22 protein-coding genes are annotated in these 18,365 nt (G+C 74.4%); 11 read left to right on the forward strand and 11 right to left on the reverse strand.

Annotated elements, in window-relative coordinates; translation table 11 throughout:
* Window positions 1–101: 101 nt before the first annotated feature.
* Both QWY29_RS09140 and QWY29_RS09145 read left to right on the forward strand, forming a co-directional pair.
* Window positions 102–926, forward strand: a complete 825-nt coding sequence (locus tag QWY29_RS09140; protein ID WP_300960421.1) for a DeoR/GlpR family DNA-binding transcription regulator — start codon at window positions 102–104, stop codon at window positions 924–926.
* Window positions 923–1,843 carry an aldose 1-epimerase family protein gene (locus tag QWY29_RS09145; RefSeq protein WP_300960422.1) on the forward strand — a complete coding sequence of 307 codons (921 nt, stop codon included), beginning with the start codon at window positions 923–925 and terminating at the stop codon, window positions 1,841–1,843. The genes QWY29_RS09140 and QWY29_RS09145 overlap by 4 nt, the downstream gene beginning before the upstream one ends.
* Window positions 1,844–1,868: 25 nt before the next feature.
* Here the strand turns inward: QWY29_RS09145 and QWY29_RS09150 are convergent, their stop codons facing one another.
* The 3 genes from QWY29_RS09150 to QWY29_RS09160 are packed head-to-tail and all read right to left on the reverse strand — an operon-like array spanning window position 1,869 to window position 4,359.
* Window positions 1,869–2,921 carry an ATP-binding protein gene (locus tag QWY29_RS09150; protein WP_300960423.1) on the reverse strand — a complete coding sequence of 351 codons (1,053 nt, stop codon included), beginning with the start codon at window positions 2,919–2,921 and terminating at the stop codon, window positions 1,869–1,871.
* 28 nt (window positions 2,922–2,949) lie between these two features.
* On the reverse strand, window positions 2,950–3,234 hold the full coding sequence (locus QWY29_RS09155; RefSeq protein WP_300960424.1) for a hypothetical protein: 285 nt from the start codon (window positions 3,232–3,234) through the stop codon (window positions 2,950–2,952).
* Window positions 3,235–3,285: 51 nt separating this feature from the next.
* The gene (locus QWY29_RS09160; RefSeq protein ID WP_300960425.1) at window positions 3,286–4,359 is read right to left on the reverse strand and encodes a hypothetical protein; all 1,074 of its coding nucleotides are present in this window, start codon (window positions 4,357–4,359) and stop codon (window positions 3,286–3,288) included.
* Between the two features lie 106 nt (window positions 4,360–4,465).
* Here QWY29_RS09160 and QWY29_RS09165 point away from each other — a divergent pair, with 106 nt between their 5' ends.
* On the forward strand, window positions 4,466–6,100 hold the full coding sequence (locus QWY29_RS09165; protein ID WP_300960426.1) for a hypothetical protein: 1,635 nt from the start codon (window positions 4,466–4,468) through the stop codon (window positions 6,098–6,100).
* Window positions 6,101–6,199: 99 nt separating this feature from the next.
* On the opposite strand, the gene QWY29_RS09170 is transcribed toward QWY29_RS09165, so the two are convergent.
* The 5 genes from QWY29_RS09170 to QWY29_RS09190 all read right to left on the reverse strand — a co-directional run bounded on the left by QWY29_RS09170 (window position 6,200) and on the right by QWY29_RS09190 (window position 9,290).
* Window positions 6,200–7,018 (reverse strand): TrmH family RNA methyltransferase, encoded by an 819-nt coding sequence (locus tag QWY29_RS09170; protein ID WP_300960775.1) that lies wholly within the window; start codon window positions 7,016–7,018, stop codon window positions 6,200–6,202.
* Entirely contained in the window at window positions 7,015–7,407 is a 393-nt protein-coding gene (gene rplT, locus QWY29_RS09175) for a 50S ribosomal protein L20 (protein WP_300960427.1), read from the reverse strand. Before rplT ends, QWY29_RS09170 begins: the two co-directional genes overlap by 4 nt.
* Before the next feature lie 83 nt (window positions 7,408–7,490).
* Window positions 7,491–7,685 (reverse strand): 50S ribosomal protein L35, encoded by a 195-nt coding sequence (gene rpmI / locus QWY29_RS09180; RefSeq protein ID WP_166195813.1) that lies wholly within the window; start codon window positions 7,683–7,685, stop codon window positions 7,491–7,493.
* Between the two features lie 94 nt (window positions 7,686–7,779).
* Complete coding sequence (gene infC / locus QWY29_RS09185) at window positions 7,780–8,463, reverse strand: translation initiation factor IF-3 (protein WP_336621839.1); 684 nt, start codon at window positions 8,461–8,463, stop codon at window positions 7,780–7,782.
* 290 nt (window positions 8,464–8,753) lie between these two features.
* On the reverse strand, window positions 8,754–9,290 hold the full coding sequence (locus tag QWY29_RS09190) for an SseB family protein (RefSeq protein ID WP_300960428.1): 537 nt from the start codon (window positions 9,288–9,290) through the stop codon (window positions 8,754–8,756).
* 99 nt (window positions 9,291–9,389) lie between these two features.
* Between QWY29_RS09190 and QWY29_RS09195 the strand changes: the two genes are divergently transcribed.
* The 8 genes from QWY29_RS09195 to QWY29_RS09230 are packed head-to-tail and all read left to right on the forward strand — an operon-like array spanning window position 9,390 to window position 16,567.
* Window positions 9,390–10,241, forward strand: a complete 852-nt coding sequence (locus tag QWY29_RS09195; RefSeq protein WP_300960429.1) for an ABC transporter permease — start codon at window positions 9,390–9,392, stop codon at window positions 10,239–10,241.
* Window positions 10,229–11,077, forward strand: coding sequence for an ABC transporter ATP-binding protein (locus QWY29_RS09200; RefSeq protein WP_300960430.1), 849 nt, complete (start codon window positions 10,229–10,231; stop codon window positions 11,075–11,077). Before QWY29_RS09195 ends, QWY29_RS09200 begins: the two co-directional genes overlap by 13 nt.
* The gene (locus QWY29_RS09205) at window positions 11,074–12,126 is read left to right on the forward strand and encodes an ABC transporter substrate-binding protein (RefSeq protein WP_300960431.1); all 1,053 of its coding nucleotides are present in this window, start codon (window positions 11,074–11,076) and stop codon (window positions 12,124–12,126) included. The genes QWY29_RS09200 and QWY29_RS09205 overlap by 4 nt, the downstream gene beginning before the upstream one ends.
* A complete protein-coding gene (locus QWY29_RS09210; RefSeq protein WP_300960432.1) occupies window positions 12,123–13,316 on the forward strand; it encodes an LLM class flavin-dependent oxidoreductase in 1,194 nt (397 codons plus the stop codon). Before QWY29_RS09205 ends, QWY29_RS09210 begins: the two co-directional genes overlap by 4 nt.
* A 30-nt stretch (window positions 13,317–13,346) precedes the next feature.
* Window positions 13,347–13,811 carry a hypothetical protein gene (locus QWY29_RS09215; RefSeq protein WP_300960433.1) on the forward strand — a complete coding sequence of 155 codons (465 nt, stop codon included), beginning with the start codon at window positions 13,347–13,349 and terminating at the stop codon, window positions 13,809–13,811.
* 54 nt (window positions 13,812–13,865) lie between these two features.
* Window positions 13,866–15,086, forward strand: a complete 1,221-nt coding sequence (locus QWY29_RS09220) for an amino acid deaminase/aldolase (RefSeq protein WP_300960434.1) — start codon at window positions 13,866–13,868, stop codon at window positions 15,084–15,086.
* Entirely contained in the window at window positions 15,064–15,645 is a 582-nt protein-coding gene (locus QWY29_RS09225; protein ID WP_300960435.1) for a uridine kinase family protein, read from the forward strand. Before QWY29_RS09220 ends, QWY29_RS09225 begins: the two co-directional genes overlap by 23 nt.
* Window positions 15,646–15,649: 4 nt before the next feature.
* Entirely contained in the window at window positions 15,650–16,567 is a 918-nt protein-coding gene (locus tag QWY29_RS09230) for an aldose 1-epimerase family protein (protein ID WP_300960436.1), read from the forward strand.
* 136 nt (window positions 16,568–16,703) lie between these two features.
* On the opposite strand, the gene QWY29_RS09235 is transcribed toward QWY29_RS09230, so the two are convergent.
* The 3 genes from QWY29_RS09235 to QWY29_RS09245 are packed head-to-tail and all read right to left on the reverse strand — an operon-like array spanning window position 16,704 to window position 18,289.
* Window positions 16,704–17,174, reverse strand: a complete 471-nt coding sequence (locus tag QWY29_RS09235) for a PH domain-containing protein (RefSeq protein ID WP_300960437.1) — start codon at window positions 17,172–17,174, stop codon at window positions 16,704–16,706.
* Window positions 17,158–18,009, reverse strand: coding sequence for an ATP phosphoribosyltransferase (hisG, locus tag QWY29_RS09240; protein ID WP_300960438.1), 852 nt, complete (start codon window positions 18,007–18,009; stop codon window positions 17,158–17,160). The genes QWY29_RS09235 and hisG overlap by 17 nt, the downstream gene beginning before the upstream one ends.
* A gap of 16 nt (window positions 18,010–18,025) precedes the next feature.
* Window positions 18,026–18,289: a phosphoribosyl-ATP diphosphatase gene (locus QWY29_RS09245; RefSeq protein WP_300960439.1), complete on the reverse strand. Its 264-nt coding sequence runs from the start codon at window positions 18,287–18,289 to the stop codon at window positions 18,026–18,028.
* Window positions 18,290–18,365 lie beyond the last annotated feature (76 nt).

Genomic DNA, 18,365 nt, shown 5'->3' on the forward strand with positions numbered 1-18,365 from the left:
GTGATCCGCACACGTGCGAACGCACACCACATTCGAACATCGCGACATCCAAACTGCCGACCCGCCGTCCGCAGCACCCGGGACGGCTCGAGAGGGGCTCCATGCTTGCCGCCGAGCGCCAAGCGCGCATCCTGCAGGAGGTCGAGCACCTCGGGGCCGTCCGCGTGAGCCAGCTGGCGCGGCTCCTCGAGGTCTCCGAGATGACCATCCGCCGCGACCTGGACAACCTGGCCGCCAAGGGCAGCATCGAGAAGGTCCACGGCGGCGCCACGGTCGCGGGCGGCACCCGGCCGAGCACCGACGAGCCCGGGTTCGAGGCGAAGTGGGCGCAGGAGACGGCCGAGAAGGAGGCGATCGCCGCCGCGGCCGCCGCGATGGTGCGCCCGGGCTCCGCGGTGGGGCTCTCCGCCGGCACCACCACCTGGACGCTGGCCCACCACCTGCGCTCGATCCCGGGGCTCACGGTCGTCACCAACTCCATGCGGGTCGCCGACGTCCTGCACAAGACGCCCGGCGGCGCACCGAACGTCGTGCTCACCGGCGGGGTGCGCACCCCCTCCGACGCCCTCGTCGGCCCGGTCGCCGTCTCGTCGCTGCGGCTGCTCCACCTCGACCTCGTCTTCCTCGGCGTGCACGGGATCCACCCGCGGGCGGGCTTCACCACGCCGAACCTCCTCGAGGCCGACACCGACCAGGCGCTGGTCGCCGCGGGCCAGCGGCTCGTGGTGCTGGCCGACCACACCAAGTGGGGGATGATCGGGATCAGCACCATCGCCCCGCTGGACCGGGCCGACGTCGTCGTGACCGACGACGGGCTCCACGAGGACGGGCGCGCCACGGTCCGCGAGCTCGGGGTCGAGCTCGTCGTCGCCCCGGTCACCGGCGTCGAGCCGGGCCGGGCCCGCGACGCGGCGGGCGTCTCGTGAGCCGGGGTGGGGCGGAGCACGTCCTGAGCCACGGCGACTACCGCGCCGTCGCGACCACGATCGGCGGCGGGCTGCGCACGCTGCGCCACCACGACCGCGACCTGGTCCGGCCGTACGCCGCGGACGAGGTGCGCCCGCGCTTCCGCGGCTCGGTGCTGCTCCCCTGGCCCAACCGGGTCGCCGACGGCCGCTACCGCTCCGGCGGCGAGGAGCACCAGCTGCCGCTCACCGAGCCCGAGCGCGGGAACGCCCTGCACGGGCTGGTCTGTTGGGTCCGCTTCGAGGTCGTCGAGCAGTCCCCCTCGTCGATCACCTTCGCCCACGCGCTCGTGCCCCAGCAGGGCTACCCGTTCGAGCTCGACGTGCGGGTCCGCCACGCGCTCGCCGACGACGGCCTGACGACCACCGTCACCACGCGGAACACCGGGGCGACGGACGCGCCGTACGGCGTCGCGCCGCACCCGTACCTCGTCGCCGGGCCCGGCCCGGTGGACGGCTGGACGCTGCGGCTGCCCGTCGCCGAGGTGCTGGAGGTGACCCCCGACCGGCTGCTGCCGCTGGACCGCTCCCCCGTCGTCGGGACCGACCGCGACTTCCGCACCGCCCGGCCGATCGCCGGCACCGAGCTCGACCACGCCTTCACCGGCGTCGTCGCCGACGACGACGGCCGCGCGCGGGTCGAGCTGCACGACGACGCCGGCGCGGGCGTCGTGTGCACCTGGGACCCGGCCGTCCTGCCGTGGCTGCAGGTACACACCGGGGACCTGCCGCTCGAGCCGGACAACCACCGCCGCGGCCTCGCCGTCGAGCCGATGACCTGCCCGCCCGACGCGTTCAACAGCGGCGAGGACCTCGTGGTGCTCGCGCCCGGCGAGGAGCACGTCGCCGCGTGGACGATCGGCGCCCTCACCGGGTAGTCGCGCCCTGGCGCCGCTCCTGGTCTCAGCCCTCGCCGGGCCAGGTGGTGACCAGGCACGCGCCGCCGCCCGGGGCGTCGCCGATGGTGACGGTGCCGCCGTGGGCGCGGACCAGCCCGTGGACGAGGTAGAGCCCGAGCCCGGAGCCGCCGCGGGCGCCGCCCTTCCAGAACTTCGTGAACACCCGCCGGCGCATCTCCTCGGGGATGCCCGTGCCCTCGTCCTCGACGGTGATCCGCACCCCCGGCGGGTCGGTCTCGTGCCCCTCGGGGACCGCCTCGAGGAGCACCCGGACGGTGCCGTCGCCGTGGCGCACACCGTTCTCGACCAGGTTGGTGACGACCTGGGTGAACTTGTCGGGGTCGACGAGCACCGGTGGCAGGGCGGCCCCACCGTCGGCCCCGAGGTCGAGCTCGATCGTGCGGGCGGTGCCGGCACGCACCGACTCCACGATCCGGGTGACCAGCACGGCGGCGTCCGAGGGACGCGGGTAGAGCTGGAGCCGGCCGGTGTCGATCCGGGCCACGTCCAGCAGCTCGGCGATGAGCCGGGTCAGCCGGTCGGAGTCGGCGCTGACGGTGGTCAGCATCAGCTTCTTCTGCTCGTCGGTGAGCTTGTCCCAGCGGTTCAGCAGGGCCTGGACGAAGCCCTTGACGCCGGTCAGCGGCGAGCGCAGCTCGTGGGCGACGGTCGCGACCAGGTCGGACCGCTCCCGGTCGAGCCGGGCGCGGCCGCGACCGGACCGCAGCGTGACCGCCACCCGACGCACCGGCCCCGAGCGCACGTCACGGTGCAGCCGGGCGGCGACGAGCACCTCCGTGCCGTCCGGGAGCAGCCAGGACTGCTCGGGCACCGCGCTGCGCGTGGCGATGCCGGCGTACGGCGTCGTGCAGGCCGCCCACGCCCGGCCGTCCTGGTCGCGCAGCGCGAGCACCTCGGCGAGCGGGCGCCCCACCGCGTCGTCGGGCGCGACGCCGAGCATCCGACCGGCCGGCGCGGAGACGAGCACCACGCGCTGGTCGGCGTCGGCGACCACGACGCCGTCGGGCAGGGAGTCGGCGAGCTCCTGGGCGTCCACGCCCGCCACCCTAGGCCCGCGCAGCGGATCAGGGCCGCGGGTCGGTCCGCGTCCAGCGCTTCTCGTCCCGCCGGTGCCCGGTGGCGGCCAGGCAGCGGCGGCACACCGAGGTCACCCGGTCGGCGTCGCGACCGGTCGCCGGCTGCACGTCGGCCCACTCCACGTGGGAGAACCGGCCGAGCCGGGCCTTCTCGACCGGCACGCCGCACAGCGTCTGGTTGGTGCCCAGAAGCCACGCGTGCACCTCGCCGGCGGGCGTGCGGAAGCCGTCGGGATCGGTCCAGGAGTCCGTCGCCGCCACCATCGTGCGCATGACCGGCGGGTGCCCGGGCCGCGGCGGCGGCATACCGCCGAGCGGCTCACCTCACCGCGCGAGGTACGCCGCGGACTCGGCCGACCACGTGCGCCCCAGCCGGTCCGGGCCGGGCGCGCGGCCACCGACCGCGACCGCCACGAGGTCGTCCCCGCGGCCGTCCGTGACGGCCACCCGGGTGCCGTCCGGCAGGTCGCGGACCGCGTCGAGCACCGGGCGCACCAGCGGCCAGACGCGGTCACCCCAGGCCTGCGTGGTGAGCCGCCGGGGGGCCGGGTGCGGGGACAGCGCGAGGTCCAGCACGACGCGCGGAGGACCGTCGTCCCGGGTGAGGGCGAGCCCGGACGGGAGCACGGCCCCCGTCCGCGGCCAGGCGTCGACCGCGTCCGCGAGCGCGTCCCATGCCTCCGTCGCGGCGGCGTCGATGCCGTCGGCGAGGGTCACCTCGAGCCGGCCCGGGCCGCCGTCCTCGGCAGGGAGCAACCCGCCGTCGGAGGCGCGGACCGAGACCTGGTCGACGTCCGCGAGCACCGGGTCGGCCGCCAGCGCGTCGAGCACCCGCCCGACCGCCTCGGGGTCGGGGGCCGGGTCGCCCAGCGACACCACCAGCCGCGGCCCGGACGTGGCTGCACCCGGGTCGTCGGCTGTCGTGACGGCGACCGCGCCGTCCTCGACGGCGGCGGCCCCCGCGACGAGCAGCCCGGCCCACCGGTCGGCCGCCTCGGGCTCCGGCACGTCCCAGATGCCGTCGACCTCGGCGCCGCTCGGGCCGGGCAGCGACTCGGTCGTCCCGGACCCCAGGTGCACCTCCGCGCGATCGGTGTCGGCGCCCGCGAGGGCGCGCAGGACCTCGGCCACCTGAGCGGTGCTGGCGTCCGGGGCGAGGTCCACGACCACCTGCCGGACGAACAGGTCCGCCTCGACCTCCTCCTCGCCCACCCGGACGTCGTCGACGCCGTCGAGCGCGGCCAGCTCCGCAGCCAGGGAGTCCTGGGCCCCGCCCGTGCCCCCGCCCGTGCCCCCGCCCGTGCCGCCGCCGTCCTGGCCGCAGCCGGTCACCAGCACCGCCAGGACGGCCAGCACGGTCGCCAGGAGGAGGGCCGCGGCCGAACGGGTACGTCGCACGCCTGCCGGTCTACCCGCCGCGACCACGCGGTACACACCCGGGCCCGGCGCGCACCGCGCGGTGACCGAGGTTTGCCGTGCCGGTGCGCTGGGGCATCACGGCTGCGTGAGCGACGACCCGGAGCAGCTGCACAGCCGTCTGACGAGCGGCGACGCGGCGCGGGTGGTCGCCCTCGGCTCGGACCTCGGCGACCAGTCGCGTGCGGTCGACGCGGCGACGGCCGTGCTGACAGCCGGGATGCACACCCCCGTCTGGCACGCGGGCCTGGCGCGGATCGGCTTCCTCATCCGTGGCCAGCAGGCCTTCCTCGCCGCCTGCACCGCGTCCTGGCGGCTCTACCGCACCTCCCACGTGGTCACGACCGTCGGCGACCAGTACGCCCAGGTGTGCGCGCAGGCCGACTCGCTGATCCGGCCCTGGCGTCGGCGCGACGGCTCGCTCACGCCCGAGGAGGTCGACGCGCTGCGCGACGCGGTCTCCCGCAGCCTGCGCCTGCTGACGCTGCTGTGGTCCCTGCGCCTGCTGGCCGCCCGCAGCGACCTCGACGACACCGATCCCGAGCTGGAGCGCTGGTTCGAGGACGGCGCCGTCCAGGACTACTGGTACTACGTGCGGACCGGCGCCGGCCGCGGTCCCCGCATCCCCGACGTCCTGCTCAGCGGCGACGACGACGGCTTCGCCCCCCAGGGCCTCGCCCACGACCCGGGCAGCGGCAGCTGGCTGATGACCAGCTACGCCGGGCCCGACGACAGCGAGAGCCAGCTCACCGTCCTCGACGAGCGGACCGGGGAGAAGACCGGAGAGGTGCGGCTGTCCGGCCCCGGCGGGTCCGGGTCCCCGCACCACTCCGGCGGCGTCGCCGTCGACGGTCGTTGGGCCTACGTCGTCTCCAGCGAGGAGTCCGGGTCCTACGTCTACCGCTACGACCTCCAGACCCTGCGCGACGCCCGGCCGGGCCAGCAGGTCGACGCCGACGCCAAGATCGCGGTGGCCGGGTCGTCGTACGCCACGGTGGCCGAGGGCAAGCTCTGGCTCGGCAACTGGAAGAACGGCGAGCTCTACCCCTACGACCTCTCCGACGTGCGGTCGGCCGCGAACGGGTCGCGGCCCGACCCGCCGGACCACCTCCCCGCACCCGAGGGGTCCAACGGGGTGGTCGTGCAGGGCGACCGGCTGGTCTTCGCGGTCAACAACGGCCGGCACGAGGAGTCGCAGCTCGTCACCACCGACCGCGACGGCAACGAGGTCAACACCTTCGACGTCGGCAACCTGGTCGAGGAGATCCACCTGCTCGACGGCCGGATCTACGCGCTCAACGAGTCCGGCGCCCAGCCCTACTCCCCGCTCGACGACGGCACGAAGGACCCCGAGGACCTGTGGGCGCAGACCCACCTGCTCTCGCTGCCCGCCGGGCTGGTGACCGGGGAGGTGGACGTCGAGCCGCCCACGCTGCGGGAGGCGCAGCGGGAGTTCGCCCGCGCCACCGACTCGCTGGAGCGCATCACCGGAGCAGTACGCCGGCTGGAGCTCCCCGCCCGGCTGCTGGGCGAGGTGCCGGCCGCGGACCCGTTCGCCACCGCCGTCACGACCGAGGTCGACAGGACCGGACTGGCCCTCGACGCAGGCGTGGACGCCGCGACCGGGGCGTCGACCGGCCTGGGGCGCACCGCCGACGAGTACGACACGGCCGACACCTCGGGAGCGACCGTGCTCGACCTGATCACCGGTCGCCTCGGCTGACCGGGGCGGCCCGGGCCGCGGCCGGGCCCCTGCGTCCGTCACCGGGTCTCGTCGACGGTCGGCGCTGCGGCGCCTCCCTGCTCGACCGGAGGGGCGGGGTCAGGCGCGCTGGGCGCGCGCCGAGGCGTAGAGGCAGAGGGCGGCGGCGGTGGAGAGGTTGAGGCTCTCGGCGCGGCCGTGGATGGGGATGCGCACCCGGTGGTCGGCCAGGGCGGCGAGCTCGGGCGGGAGGCCCCAGGCCTCGTTGCCGAACAGCCAGGCCGTGGGGCGGGCCAGGAGCGGCTCCGCCGACGGGTCGTGGAGGTCGACCTCGCCGGCACCGTCGGCGGCGAGCACGACGAGGCCGGCTGCCTGCGCGGCCCGGACGGCCGCCGCGGCGTCGTCCTCGACGGCCAGCGGCAGGTGGAAGACGCTGCCGACGCTGGCGCGCACGGTCTTGGGGTTGTGGGCGTCGACGGAGCTGCCGGCGAGCACCACGAGGTCGGCGCCTGCGGCGTCGGCGCAGCGCACGACCGTGCCGGCGTTGCCGGGGTCGCGCACGTCGGCGCAGATCGCCACCAACCGGTGGCTGCGCTCGGGCGAGAGCAGGTCGTCCAGCGGCCGGTCGAGGTGGCGGCAGACCGCGACCACGCCGGCCGGGGTGACCGAGTCGCTCAGCGAGGCGAGCGCCTTGTCCTCGACCAGGGACCAGCGGACCCCGGCGGCGTCCGCGGCGGCCGCCAGCGCGGCGTACGACCCGGTGGCGGCGACCGTCGCGAAGACCTCGACGACGGTGCCGGGCGAGGCGAGGGCGCCCTCGACGGCCTTCGGGCCGTCAGCGAGGAACAGCCGCCGCTCGGAACGGACCGAGCGGCGGCTGAGCCTGCGTGCGTCCTTGACGCGAGCGTTGCTCGCGGCGAGGGGCGGGGTGGTCGTCAGGCCGAGGCCTCCGCCTTGGGGGCGTTGACGTCCGCCGGCAGGGCCGCCTTGGCGACCTCGACGATCGCGTTGAACGCGGCGATGTCGTTGACGGCGAGGTCCGCGAGGATCTTGCGGTCGACCTCGACACCGGCCAGGTTGAGGCCCTGGATGAAGCGGTTGTAGGTCATCCCCTGGGCGCGGGCCGCAGCGTTGATGCGCTGGATCCACAGCTTGCGGAAGTTGCCCTTGTTCTTGCGCCGGTCGTTGTAGCTGTAGACCAGCGAGTGGGTGACCTGCTCCTTGGCCTTGCGGTACAGGCGCGAGCGCTGGCCGCGGTAGCCGCTGGCGCGCTCGAGGGTCGTACGGCGCTTCTTCTGGGCGTTGACCGCCCGCTTGACGCGTGCCATCTGTGTTGCTCCTTGGTGCTCAGGGTCTCGACGGGCTCATCGGCTGCTGCCGACGACCCACCGTGGATCGGGGTGGGGCGAGGTCAGAGACCCAGCATCTTCTTCGCGCGCTTGACGTCGGCCTTGGCCAGCTCGACCGTGCCGGTCATCCGGCGGGTGACCTTCGAGGGCTTCTTCTCGAGGTTGTGGCGCTTGCCGGCCTTCTCGCGAAGGATCTTGCCGGAGCCGGTCACCTTGAAGCGCTTGCTGGCACCGGAGTGCGTCTTGTTCTTCGGCATCTCTGTCTCTCTCTCGTCGTCCTGCCGACGGCACGGTGGTGCTGCGGCGGAAGTCTGTCGGGCGAGCGGGGGCGGGGCCCCCGTCCGCGTGGCGTCAGGCGTCGATCTCGGGGTCGAGGTTCTCGGAGCGGCCGCGCTCCTTCTTCTGCGCGACCGGACCTGCGGCGTGCGCGGCCTCGCGCTCGGCCTGCTCCTCGGCCTCGGCCGCGGCGCGCTCGGCGGTGCGGGCGTCCTTGGCCGCCTGCACGTCGACCTTGGCGTCGGCCTTCTTCTTGTGCGGGCCCAGGACCATGACCATGTTGCGGCCGTCCTGCTTGGGCGAGGACTCGACGAACCCGAGGTCGGTGACGTCCTCGGCCAGGCGCTGCAGCAGGCGGAAACCGAGCTCGGGCCGGTGCTGCTCACGACCACGGAACATGATCGTGATCTTGACCTTGTCCCCGGCCTTGAGGAACCGCACGACGTGACCCTTCTTGGTCTCGTAGTCGTGCGCGTCGATCTTCGGACGAAGCTTCATCTCCTTGATGATCACGTTCGTCTGGTTCCGACGGGCCTCGCGGGCCTTCTGGGCGTTCTCGTACTTGAACTTGCCGTAGTCCATGAGCTTGCAGACCGGCGGGCGCGCCATCGGGGCGACCTCGACCAGGTCGAGGTCGGCCTCCTGCGCGAGGCGAAGGGCGTCCGCCGTCGGGACGATGCCGACGGTCTCGCCATTGGGTCCAACGAGGCGGACCTCGGAAACCCGGATCCGGTCGTTGATACGAAGCTCGGTGCTGATGTGTCCTCCTGGTGGCTACGTGGCCGGAGTCCCACCGCCTGCACCGGATCGGTCCCGGGAAAGACGAAAGGCCTCCGCTGACGCAAGCGGAGGCCTGTCACTACCTGTCGCCACGGCACGCACGACGAACGTGCACGCCACGGCCGGAGCCATGCAGGACCGGACCCGACGACCTCGCGGTCGATGCGGGTGGGAGACGGATGGTGCTGGTCCCCGCTTGTGGATCTGATCCCTGCCCCAGGACACGCCCGGGCCAGTTCACTGATCGGTCAACACAGGAGACTAGCCGATCATTCCGGGTCGGCCGAATCCCCGGGCCGGATCCACGCCCGCTGCTCCCCCACGCGCGCGAGGGTCCAGCCCGCGGCCAGCGCGTGGAGGTCCTCGCCCTCGACGACGAGCCGGACGGGGCCGGCCACGTCGACCAGGAGGGCGGCAGCGCCCTCCTGGACCGTCGACTGGGCGGCGACCCGGGCCGGGACGGGCACGGGCCGGGCCGCGGGGTCCCACGCGGCCATCGCGCTCGTGCCCGAGAAGGCCAGGAGCGCCAGGCGACCGTCGGCGCCGGTCAGCAGCACCGCCGCCATGTCGGAGGTCTTGTCGTGCGCCAGGCCCTGCTCGTCGACCTCGACCTCGCCGAGCACCGCGACGACGGGCACGAGCAGGCGGCACTCGGCCAGGGCGGCCAGCACGTCGACGTACCGCCGGCGGTCGGAGGCGTACGCCGTCGCCGCCGCGACCAGGCCGGGCGGCGCCTCGCCGGTGTCGTCGGGAAAACCCGGGCCGAGCAGGCGCTTCTGGTCGGGTCGCTCGGGACGTTCGCTCACGCGGGCGATGATCTCAGACGGATGCGGCCGACCCGCGACACGCCCAAAGTCGAGCGAGTCACTTGATTTAAGTGCCCAAGATCCGTAGACATACGCCCCATGGACACGACCACCGCACCCGCCCCGGTCGGCGTCGGCACCGGCGTCGGCGTCGGGACCGACGCCGCGCCGCTCGGCCGGCCACCCGCCGTACGCCGCCGGCGACCGCCCGTCCACCTGCTGCGCCGCTGGGTCTCCCCCGTGGCCCTCGTGGGGCTCTGGCAGCTCGCCTCCTCCACCGGGGTGCTGGACGAGCGCAAGCTCGCCTCCCCTGCCCAGGTCGCCGCCACCGCGGTCGACCTGGTGCAGGCCGGGACGCTCGGCACCCAGACCCTCATCTCGCTGCAGCGGGTCGGCCTCGGCTTCGCGATCGGCGCGAGCATCGGCCTCGCGCTCGCCGTCGTGGCCGGCCTCTCGCGCATCGGCGAGGACGCGATCGACCCGCCGATGCAGATGCTGCGCACGCTGCCGCACTTCGGTCTGGTGACGCTCTTCATCATCTGGTTCGGCATCGGCGAGACGCCCAAGGTCGCGCTCATCGCGCTGGGCGCCACCTTCCCGCTCTACCTCAACACCCTCGGCGGGATCCGCGGCATCGAGCGCAAGACCCTTGAGGCAGCCAAGGCCCTGCACCTGACCTGGGCCCAGCGCATCCGCCACGTCGTCATCCCTGGCGCGCTGCCCCAGACGCTCGTCGGCCTGCGGCAGAGCCTGGGCATCGCCTGGCTGTCGCTGATCGTCGCGGAGACCATCGCGTCGCAGTCCGGCCTCGGCCACATGATCAACCACGCCAAGGACTTCCTCCAGACCGACGTGATCGTCGTCGGCCTCGCGGTCTACAGCCTGCTCGGTCTCGCGACCGACGCCGTCGTCCGTCACCTCGAGAGGAAGGCCCTCGCATGGCGCTCCTGACCCCCCAGTCCACCACCGACCGCGACGACGCCTCGCGCCCCACCGGCGAGCACGTCGCCCGTGTCCGCGGCCACCACCGCTCCTTCGGCGACACCCACGTGCTGCGGGCCATCGACCTCGACGTCCGGCACGGCGAGATCGTCGCCCTGCTCGGCCGCAGCGGCTGCGGCAAGTCGACGCTGCTGCGCAGCCTGGCCGCCCTCGACCCGGTGCCGGCCGGCGAGGTCGAGGTCTCCGGACGCACCGGCGTCGCCTTCCAGGAGCCGCGGCTGCTCAACTGGCGCACCGTCCACCAGAACGTCGCGCTGGCCCTGCTCAACAGCCCCGAGCGCAAGCAGCGGCTCGGCCTCGCCGAGGCCGCGCTCGCCGAGGTCGGCCTGGGCGAGAAGCTCGACGCCTGGCCCCTCGAGCTCTCCGGCGGCCAGGCCCAGCGCGTCTCGCTGGCCCGGGCGCTGGTGAGCAACCCCGCGCTGCTCCTGCTCGACGAGCCGTTCAGCGCGCTGGACGCGCTGACCCGCATCGAGATGCACCAGCTGGTGATCGAGCTGTGGCGGCGCCACTCGATGGCGATCCTGCTCGTCACCCACGACGTCGACGAGGCACTGGCCCTCGCCGACCGTCTCGTGGTGATGGACGCCGGCCGCATCGGCCGGACCTGGGAGATCACCCTGCCGCGCTCGGAGCGCGCGCCCTCCCAGCCCGACATCGCCCGGACGCGCGCCGAGGTGCTCGCCGCCCTCGGCGTGCGGCCCACGCCCCGCAACCCCCGACGCGACCCGGTCACCGGCGAGCTCGGTCCCACCCACCACCAGCCCACGAAGCGAGGAGCAGCATGAGCCGCCCCACCAACCCGACGTCCCCGCGGTCCGGCCGCCGAGGCCTGCGCGCCACCCTCGGCGCCGTGCTCGCGACCAGCCTGCTCGCGCTCGCCGCCTGCGGCGGGTCCGCCACCGGCAACGAGGGCGCGGTCGGCGACGACGGCGAGGTCGACCTCTCGAAGGTCACGCTCATCGTCGGCGACCAGAAGGGCACCAGCGCCAAGGCCCTGCTGACCGCCGCCGGCCTGGCGGACACCGAGTACACGATCGAGTGGAAGGAGTTCACCTCTGGTCCGCCGATCCTCGAGGCGCTCAACTCCGACGCCATCCACGTCGGCATGGTCGGCAACACCCCGCCGATCTTCGCGGCGGCCGCGGGCGGGACGTTCAAGATGGTGGCGACCGCGTCGTACACCGGGAAGGGCGACACGATCCTCGTGCCGAAGGGCTCCCCGGTGCAGAGCGTGGCGGAGCTGAAGGGGAAGAAGGTCGCGGTCGCCGAGGGCAGCTCGGCCAACTACAACCTGCTCGCGCAGCTCGAGGAGGCCGGCCTCACCTACGACGACATCGAGGTGCAGAACCTGCAGCCGGCCGACGCGCTCGCCGCCTTCGCCAACGGCCACGTCGACGCGTGGGCGGTCTGGGACCCCTACACGTCGCAGGCCGTCGTGGACGAGGGCGCCCGCGTGCTCGTCGACGGCGACGGCCTGGTCAACGGCCTGAACTTCCAGGTCGCCTCGCAGTCCGCGCTCGAGGACGAGGCCACCACGGCCGCGCTCGAGGACTACCTGACCCGCATCACCAAGGCGCAGATGTGGTCCGCGGAGAACCGGGAGGACTGGGCGAAGGTGTGGGCCGAGCAGACCGGCCTGTCCGAGGAGGTCACGCTCGCGGCCGCCGGGAACCGCCCGGTGACCCCGCAGCCCATCAACGACGAGGTCGTCGCCTCCGAGCAGCAGATGGCCGACACGTTCACCGCCAACGGGCTGATCCCCGAGGAGGTCGACGTGACCGACTTCTTCAGTGACCAGTTCGCCGAGGCCACCACCGGGGACGCCGTCCGGTGACCGCCCCGCTCACCCTGCACTGGTTCCTGCCGACCTCCGGCGACAGCCGGGGGTTGGTGGGGGCCGGACAGGGCGTCCCGAAGGACGTCACCAGCGGGCTCGCCGAGACTCTCGGCCCGGGGAGGGGCGAGGGATCGGTGCGGGAGCTGTTCCGGCCGCCGACGATCGACTACCTCGCCGAGGTCGCCCGGACCGCCGAGCGGCTGGGCTTCACCGGGGTGCTGACGCCGACCGGGACCTTCTGCGAGGACGCCTGGCTGACCACCGCCGCGCTGGTCCGGGAGACGACGCGGCTGAGGTTCCTCGTCGCCTTCCGGCCCGGCGTGGTCAACCCGGTGCTCGCGGCGCAGATGGCCGCGACCTACCAGCGGATCTCCGACGGACGCCTGATGCTCAACGTCGTCACCGGCGGCGAGCCGGTCGAGCAGGCGCGCTTCGGCGACACCGCGCCCAAGGACGAGCGGTACGCCCGCACCGACGAGTTCCTCGAGGTCGTCCGTGGCACGTGGGGGCAGGCCCCCTTCGACTTCGACGGCACCCATTACCGCGCCGAGGGCGCGCTCGTGAGCGGCGGCATCGACCCGCTGCCCCCGATCTACTTCGGCGGCTCGTCCGCAGCGGCCGGTCCGGTGGCGGCGCGTCACGCCGACGTCTACCTGACCTGGGGCGAGCCGCCGGAGCAGGTGGCCGAGAAGGTCGCCTGGATCCGCGGCCTGGCCGCCGAGCAGGGGCGCACCCTCCGGTTCGGCCTGCGCGTGCACACCCTGTCGCGGGACACCTCCGAGGAGGCGTGGCGGCACGCGCAGTGGCTGCTCGACGGGGTCGACCCCGCCACGGTCGAGGCGGCGCAGGCCGCCCAGGCGCGCAGCGAGTCGACCGGCCAGCAGCGGATGAACGCGCTGCGCCGCGCCGGGACGGCGTACTCCTCCGCCCGCGAGCTGGAGGTCTCCCCCGGCCTGTGGTCCGGCGTCGGCCTGGTCCGCGGCGGCGCCGGCACCTCGCTGGTCGGCAGCCACGAGGAGGTCGCCGACCTCATCGAGGCCTACCACCGGGTCGGCATCGACGAGCTGGTGCTCTCGGGCTACCCGCACGTCGAGGAGGCGTCGTGGTTCGCCGAGGGCGTGATGCCGCACCTGCGGCGACGCGGGCTGCTCGACGACCTGCCCGAGCCGGCGCGCGCCTCGGCCTGAGCCGCCCGGCGGCGTGGCAGGCTGGACCCCGTGGACGACGCGACGTGGGCCGCCCTCGCACTCACCCTGACCGTGCTCGGGGCGGTGTGGACCTGGCACGCGTTCCGCAAGCGGGGCGTGGCCTCCGGCCTGCGCGGTGCGGGGCTCACCCTGCTGCCGGTCGCGGCGTACCTCACCGACACCCTGCGGATGTTCACCCGCATCGGCACCGCGGTCGGCGACTGGGTCTCCGGCCTGGTGCTCAGCCCCTCGGTGTGGGCGGGGATCGCCGTCGCCGGCGTCGCGGCCGTGCTGCTGGTGGTCTCCGGCATCCTGCGGGACCGCGAGCGCGCGCGTGCGGTCGACGGCACGCCGGCCGCGCCCGACCGGGCCGTAAGCAGCGGCCGCGGCGAACGCAAGGGCGAGCGCAAGGGGGAACCCGCCATCGGCGGCGCGGACGGCGACGACGACCTCGCCGACATCGAGGCGCTGCTGCGCAAGCGCGGCATCACCTGAGACCTCCCCGGGCGTCCGCCTGACCGCGGAGCCCGCGTCTCCTAGAGTCCTGGCGTGCCCCACCACGACGACGTCGCCCGCAACCGCCTCTGGACGCGACTGAGCGGTGCCGTCGCGGCCGCCGGCGGCGACCTGCCCACGCCCGTGGCGGTGGTCGACCTCGACGCCTTCGACGCCAACGCCGCCGACCTGGTGCGTCGTGCCGGCGGTAAGCCGGTGCGCGTCGCGTCGAAGTCGATCCGGGTCCCCGCGCTGCTGCGGCGGGCGCTGGCCACCCCCGGGTTCGCGGGGGTGCTGGGCTACACGCTGCGCGAGGCGCTGTGGCTGGAGGAGCAGGGCGTCACTGACGACGTACTGGTCGCCTACCCCACCGTCGACCGGGCGGCGCTGGCCCGCCTCGTCGCCTCGCCCTCGGCCGCCGCCCACGTGACGCTCATGGTCGACGACGTCGCCCACCTCGACGTGGTCGACTCCGTCCGGTCCTCCGCGGCCGTCCCGGTGCGGGTGGCCCTCGAGGTCGACGCCGGCCTGCGGGTGCGGGGCCAGCACGTCGGCCCCAAGCGCAGCCCGCTGCACGAGCCCGACCGCGTGGCCGCGCTGGCCCGCGAGGTCCTCGGCCGCCCCGGCTTCCGGCTGGTCGGCGTGATGACCTACGAGGGGCAGGTCGCCGGCCTGCCCGACGCCGTGCCGACCCAGCGTGCGCGCTCGGCGGTCGTGCGGGGGCTCAAGGCGGCCTCGCTCAGCCAGCTCTCCCAGCGCCGACGGGCCGTCGCCGACGCCCTGCGCCCCCTGGTCGACCTCGAGCTGTGGAACGGCGGCGGCTCCGGCTCGATCGAGACCACCGTCGCCGACCCCGTCGTCACCGAGGTCGCCGCCGGCTCCGGCCTGCTGGTCCCCACGCTCTTCGACCACTACCGCTCCTTCGACGCTCGACCGGCGGCCTTCTTCGGCGTGCCGGTCGTCCGCCGGCCCTCCCCCGACGTCGCGACCGTCCACGGCGGCGGCTTCGTGGCGTCCGGCGCCGCCGGCCCCGACCGGCTCCCCACCCCCTGGGCCCCCGCCGGGCTTCGGCTGACCTCGCTCGAGGGCGCCGGCGAGGTGCAGACCCCGCTCACCGGCCCCGCCGCGGGGCGGCTCGCGGTCGGCGACCTGGTGTGGTTCCGCCACGCCAAGTCCGGCGAGCTCTTCGAGCACACCGACCGGGTGCACCTGCTGCAGGGCGAGCGGTTCGTCGAGGAGGTCCCGACCTACCGTGGCCACGGCCTCGTCTCCTGACCCGGCCGAGGCCGCCCTGGCGCTCGTGCGCTCGCGACGGCCGACGCTCGGCGAGGGCCGGCTGCTCTGCGTCGACGGGCCCGCCGGCTCCGGCAAGACCACGCTCGCCGGTCGGATCGGCGCCCTCGCCGACGCGCCGGTCGTGCACCTGGACGACCTCTACGACGGGTGGGACGGGCTCCCCCGCGTCGGCGACCAGCTCGCCACCCTGCTGACCCCGCTCGCCCGCGGGGAGGCCGGCACCTACCGGCGCTACGACTGGGACGCGGGGGCGTACGCCGGCACGGTCACCGTGGCGCCCGCCCCGCTGCTGGTGCTCGAGGGCGTCGGGGCCGGCCTGGCGGCGTACTCCTCGCTGGTGGGGGTGCTGGTCTGGGTCGAGGCACCGGCCGCGCTGCGGCTGGAGCGCGGGCTCGCCCGCGACGGCGCCGCGGTCGAGCCGCACTGGCGCCGCTGGACGGTCGCGGAGGCCGAGCACTTCGCCGTCGACCGCACCCGCGAGCGGGCCGACCTGCTCGTGGACGGCACCGGGCGACGTCCACCGCTGCACCTAGGGTGAACCGGTGCTACCTCCGAGCGGCGAACAGTTCGAGATCGAGGGCGGCGGCTACCAGGCCGTCGTGACCGAGAGCGGCGCAGCGCTGCGCGCGCTGTCCTTCCGCGGACGCGACCTCGTGGACGGGTTCGGCGAGGACGAGATGTCGTCGGGCGGCCGCGGGCAGCTGCTCGTGCCGTGGCCCAACCGGGTCCGCGACGGGCGGTACACCTTCGAGGGGCGCGACCTGCAGCTGCCGCTGACCGAGCCGGCGCGGCACAACTCCTCCCACGGCCTCGCCCGCTGGGTCGCCTGGAGCGTCGAGGAGCACACCGGGCACTCGGTGTCGCTGCAGTACCGCCTCATGGCGCAGACCGGCTACCCCTGGACCCTCGACCTGCACGTCGCCTACGACCTCTCCGCCGACGGGCTGACCGTCACCCAGACCGCGACCAACGACTCGGGCCGCCCGGCGCCGTACGCCTCGGGCGCGCACCCCTACCTCCGCGTCGGCGAGGGCCCGGTCGACGGCTGGGAGCTCACGCTGCCCGCCGCCACCCGCCTGCTCGTCGACGACGAGCGGCTGCTGCCCGGGGGACGGGAGGCGGTGGAGGGCACGCCGTACGACTTCCGGGTCGCGCGGCCGCTGCGCGACCTCGCGCTCAACGACTGCTTCACCGACCTCGGGCGCGACCCCGAGGGCAACACGACCGCCGTGCTGCGCGACCCCGCCAGCGGCGACGGCGTCACGCTGTGGGTCGACGGCCACCACCCGTGGCTGCTGCTCTACACCGCCGACGACGTCGCGGCGACCGCCCGGCGCTCGCTGGCCGTCGAGCCGATGACCGCTCCCCCGGACGCGCTGCGCTCCGGCGAGGACCTCTTCACCCTCGCCCCCGACGAGACCGTCTCCGTCGTCTGGGGCATCCGCGCGCTCGAGGACTGACCCCCGCCCGCCGAGTCGCCACTTCGGGTCCCTCGAGTGGTCGCTTCTGGTCTCCGCAGTCGACCAGAAGTGACCACTCGACACGTCAGAAGTGGCGACTCGGCGAGTGGCGGGGGTGTGGTCAGGCAGGGGTCGGTCAGCGGGTGAGCTCGTCGGCGAGGCGGCGCAGGTCGCGGGCGGCGGCGCGGGAGCGCTCGCCGTCGGAGCCCTGGATGCCCATGGCCGAGACGGTGCGACCGTCGGAGAGGTCGAGGGTGACCCAGGGGGCACCCGGCGGGAGGTGGACGGCGACGACCTCGGCCCAGGCGAAGGTGCGGGCGCGGTAGCCGTTGACGACGGTGAGGCCGTCGCGCGTCGCGGTGACCCGGGAGCGGGTCAGCGCGTGCAGGACGACGCCGCCGAGGATGATGAAGCAGACGATCGTGCCGATCTGGAACGGCGTGAACTTCGCGCGGGTCTCCGCGCCGAGGGAGATCCACGCCGTGGCGAGGATGACGAGCATCCCGCTGCTCAGGACGGTCGCGACGATCCGCGGGCCCAGCGGTCGCCAGGTCCGCGGCAGCTCCGGCACCCGCGGGGCGGGCGCGGGCTCAGAGCCGGCAGGCATTGATCTCGGTGAGCAGGATGCCGCGCGCACCGAGCTCCCACAGCTCGTCCATCAGCCGCTGGGCGCCCTGGCGCGGCACCATCGCGCGCACCGCGACCCAGCCGTCCTTGTGGAGCGGGGAGACCGTCGGGCTCTCGATGCCGGGCGTCAGCGCGACGGCCGCGGAGACGTGCTGGCTCTCGATGTCGTAGTCCATCATCACGTAGCTGCGCGCGACCAGGACCCCGTCAAGGCGACGCTTGAAGACCTCGAAGCCGCTGGGCGGGTCGCCGGTCGCGCGGCGGATGAGGACCGCCTCGGAGTCGAGGATCGTCTCGCCGAAGACCTCCAGGCCGGCCTGGCGCAGCGTGCTGCCGGTCTCGACGACGTCGGCGACGACGTCGGCGACACCGAGCTGGATGCTGGTCTCGACCGCGCCGTCGAGCCGCACGACCGAGGCCTCGATGCCACGCTCGGCCAGGAAGGCGCGCACGACCCCGACGTACGACGTCGCGATCCGCAGCCCCTCCAGCTCGGACAGGTCGGTGTAGCGCCCGGCGGGCCCGGCGAACCGGAAGCGGCTGCGCCCGAAGCCGAGCGAGCGGACCTCGTCGGCCTGCGCGCCGGAGTCGCGGAGCAGGTCGCGGCCGGTGATGCCGACGTCGAGGGTGCCCTCGCCGACGTACAGCGCGATGTCGCGCGGCCGGAGGTAGAAGAACTCGACGCCGTTCTCGTCGTCGATCAGCGTCAGCTGCTTGCTGTCGTCGCGCTGGCGGTAGCCGGACTCGCGCAGGATCTCCGAGGCGGAGGAGGAGAGGGACCCCTTGTTGGGGACGGCGACGCGGAGGAGGGACACAGGAGTCCTGTTCGGGTCAGAGGTGGGCGTAGACGTCGTCGAGCTCGATGCCGCTGGCGAGCATGAGGCACTGGGCGTGGTAGAGCAGCTGGCTGATCTCCTCGGCCGTGCGGTCCTTGCCCTCGTGCTCGGCGGCCATCCAGGACTCGGCGGCCTCCTCGACCAGCTTCTTGCCGATCGCATGGACACCCGCGTCGAGCTCGGCGACGGTGCCGGAGCCCGCCGGACGCGTGCGCGCCTTCTCCTGCAGCTCGGCCCACAGCTCGTCGAACGTCTTCACGAGCGACCAGCCTAGGTGACGGCGGGCAGTTGACGCCTGTCGGGAGCGATCCTCGGACGCCCGTGACCTGCTGATA

It is taken from the genome of Nocardioides abyssi (assembly GCF_030412915.1).
GTDB lineage: Bacteria > Actinomycetota > Actinomycetes > Propionibacteriales > Nocardioidaceae > Nocardioides > Nocardioides abyssi.

What these genes read in the sequence shown, in the direction of transcription:
- QWY29_RS09140 (WP_300960421.1), top strand. Translation starts at nt 102, where the DNA reads ATGCTTGCCGCCGAGCGCCAAGCGCGCATCCTGCAGGAGGTCGAGCAC.
- QWY29_RS09155 (WP_300960424.1), bottom strand. Translation starts at nt 3,234, where the DNA reads ATGCGCACGATGGTGGCGGCGACGGACTCCTGGACCGATCCCGACGGC.
- rplT (WP_300960427.1), bottom strand. Translation starts at nt 7,407, where the DNA reads ATGGCACGCGTCAAGCGGGCGGTCAACGCCCAGAAGAAGCGCCGTACG.
- rpmI (WP_166195813.1), bottom strand. Translation starts at nt 7,685, where the DNA reads ATGCCGAAGAACAAGACGCACTCCGGTGCCAGCAAGCGCTTCAAGGTG.
- QWY29_RS09195 (WP_300960429.1), top strand. Translation starts at nt 9,390, where the DNA reads ATGGACACGACCACCGCACCCGCCCCGGTCGGCGTCGGCACCGGCGTC.
- QWY29_RS09200 (WP_300960430.1), top strand. Translation starts at nt 10,229, where the DNA reads ATGGCGCTCCTGACCCCCCAGTCCACCACCGACCGCGACGACGCCTCG.
- QWY29_RS09205 (WP_300960431.1), top strand. Translation starts at nt 11,074, where the DNA reads ATGAGCCGCCCCACCAACCCGACGTCCCCGCGGTCCGGCCGCCGAGGC.
- QWY29_RS09235 (WP_300960437.1), bottom strand. Translation starts at nt 17,174, where the DNA reads ATGCCTGCCGGCTCTGAGCCCGCGCCCGCCCCGCGGGTGCCGGAGCTG.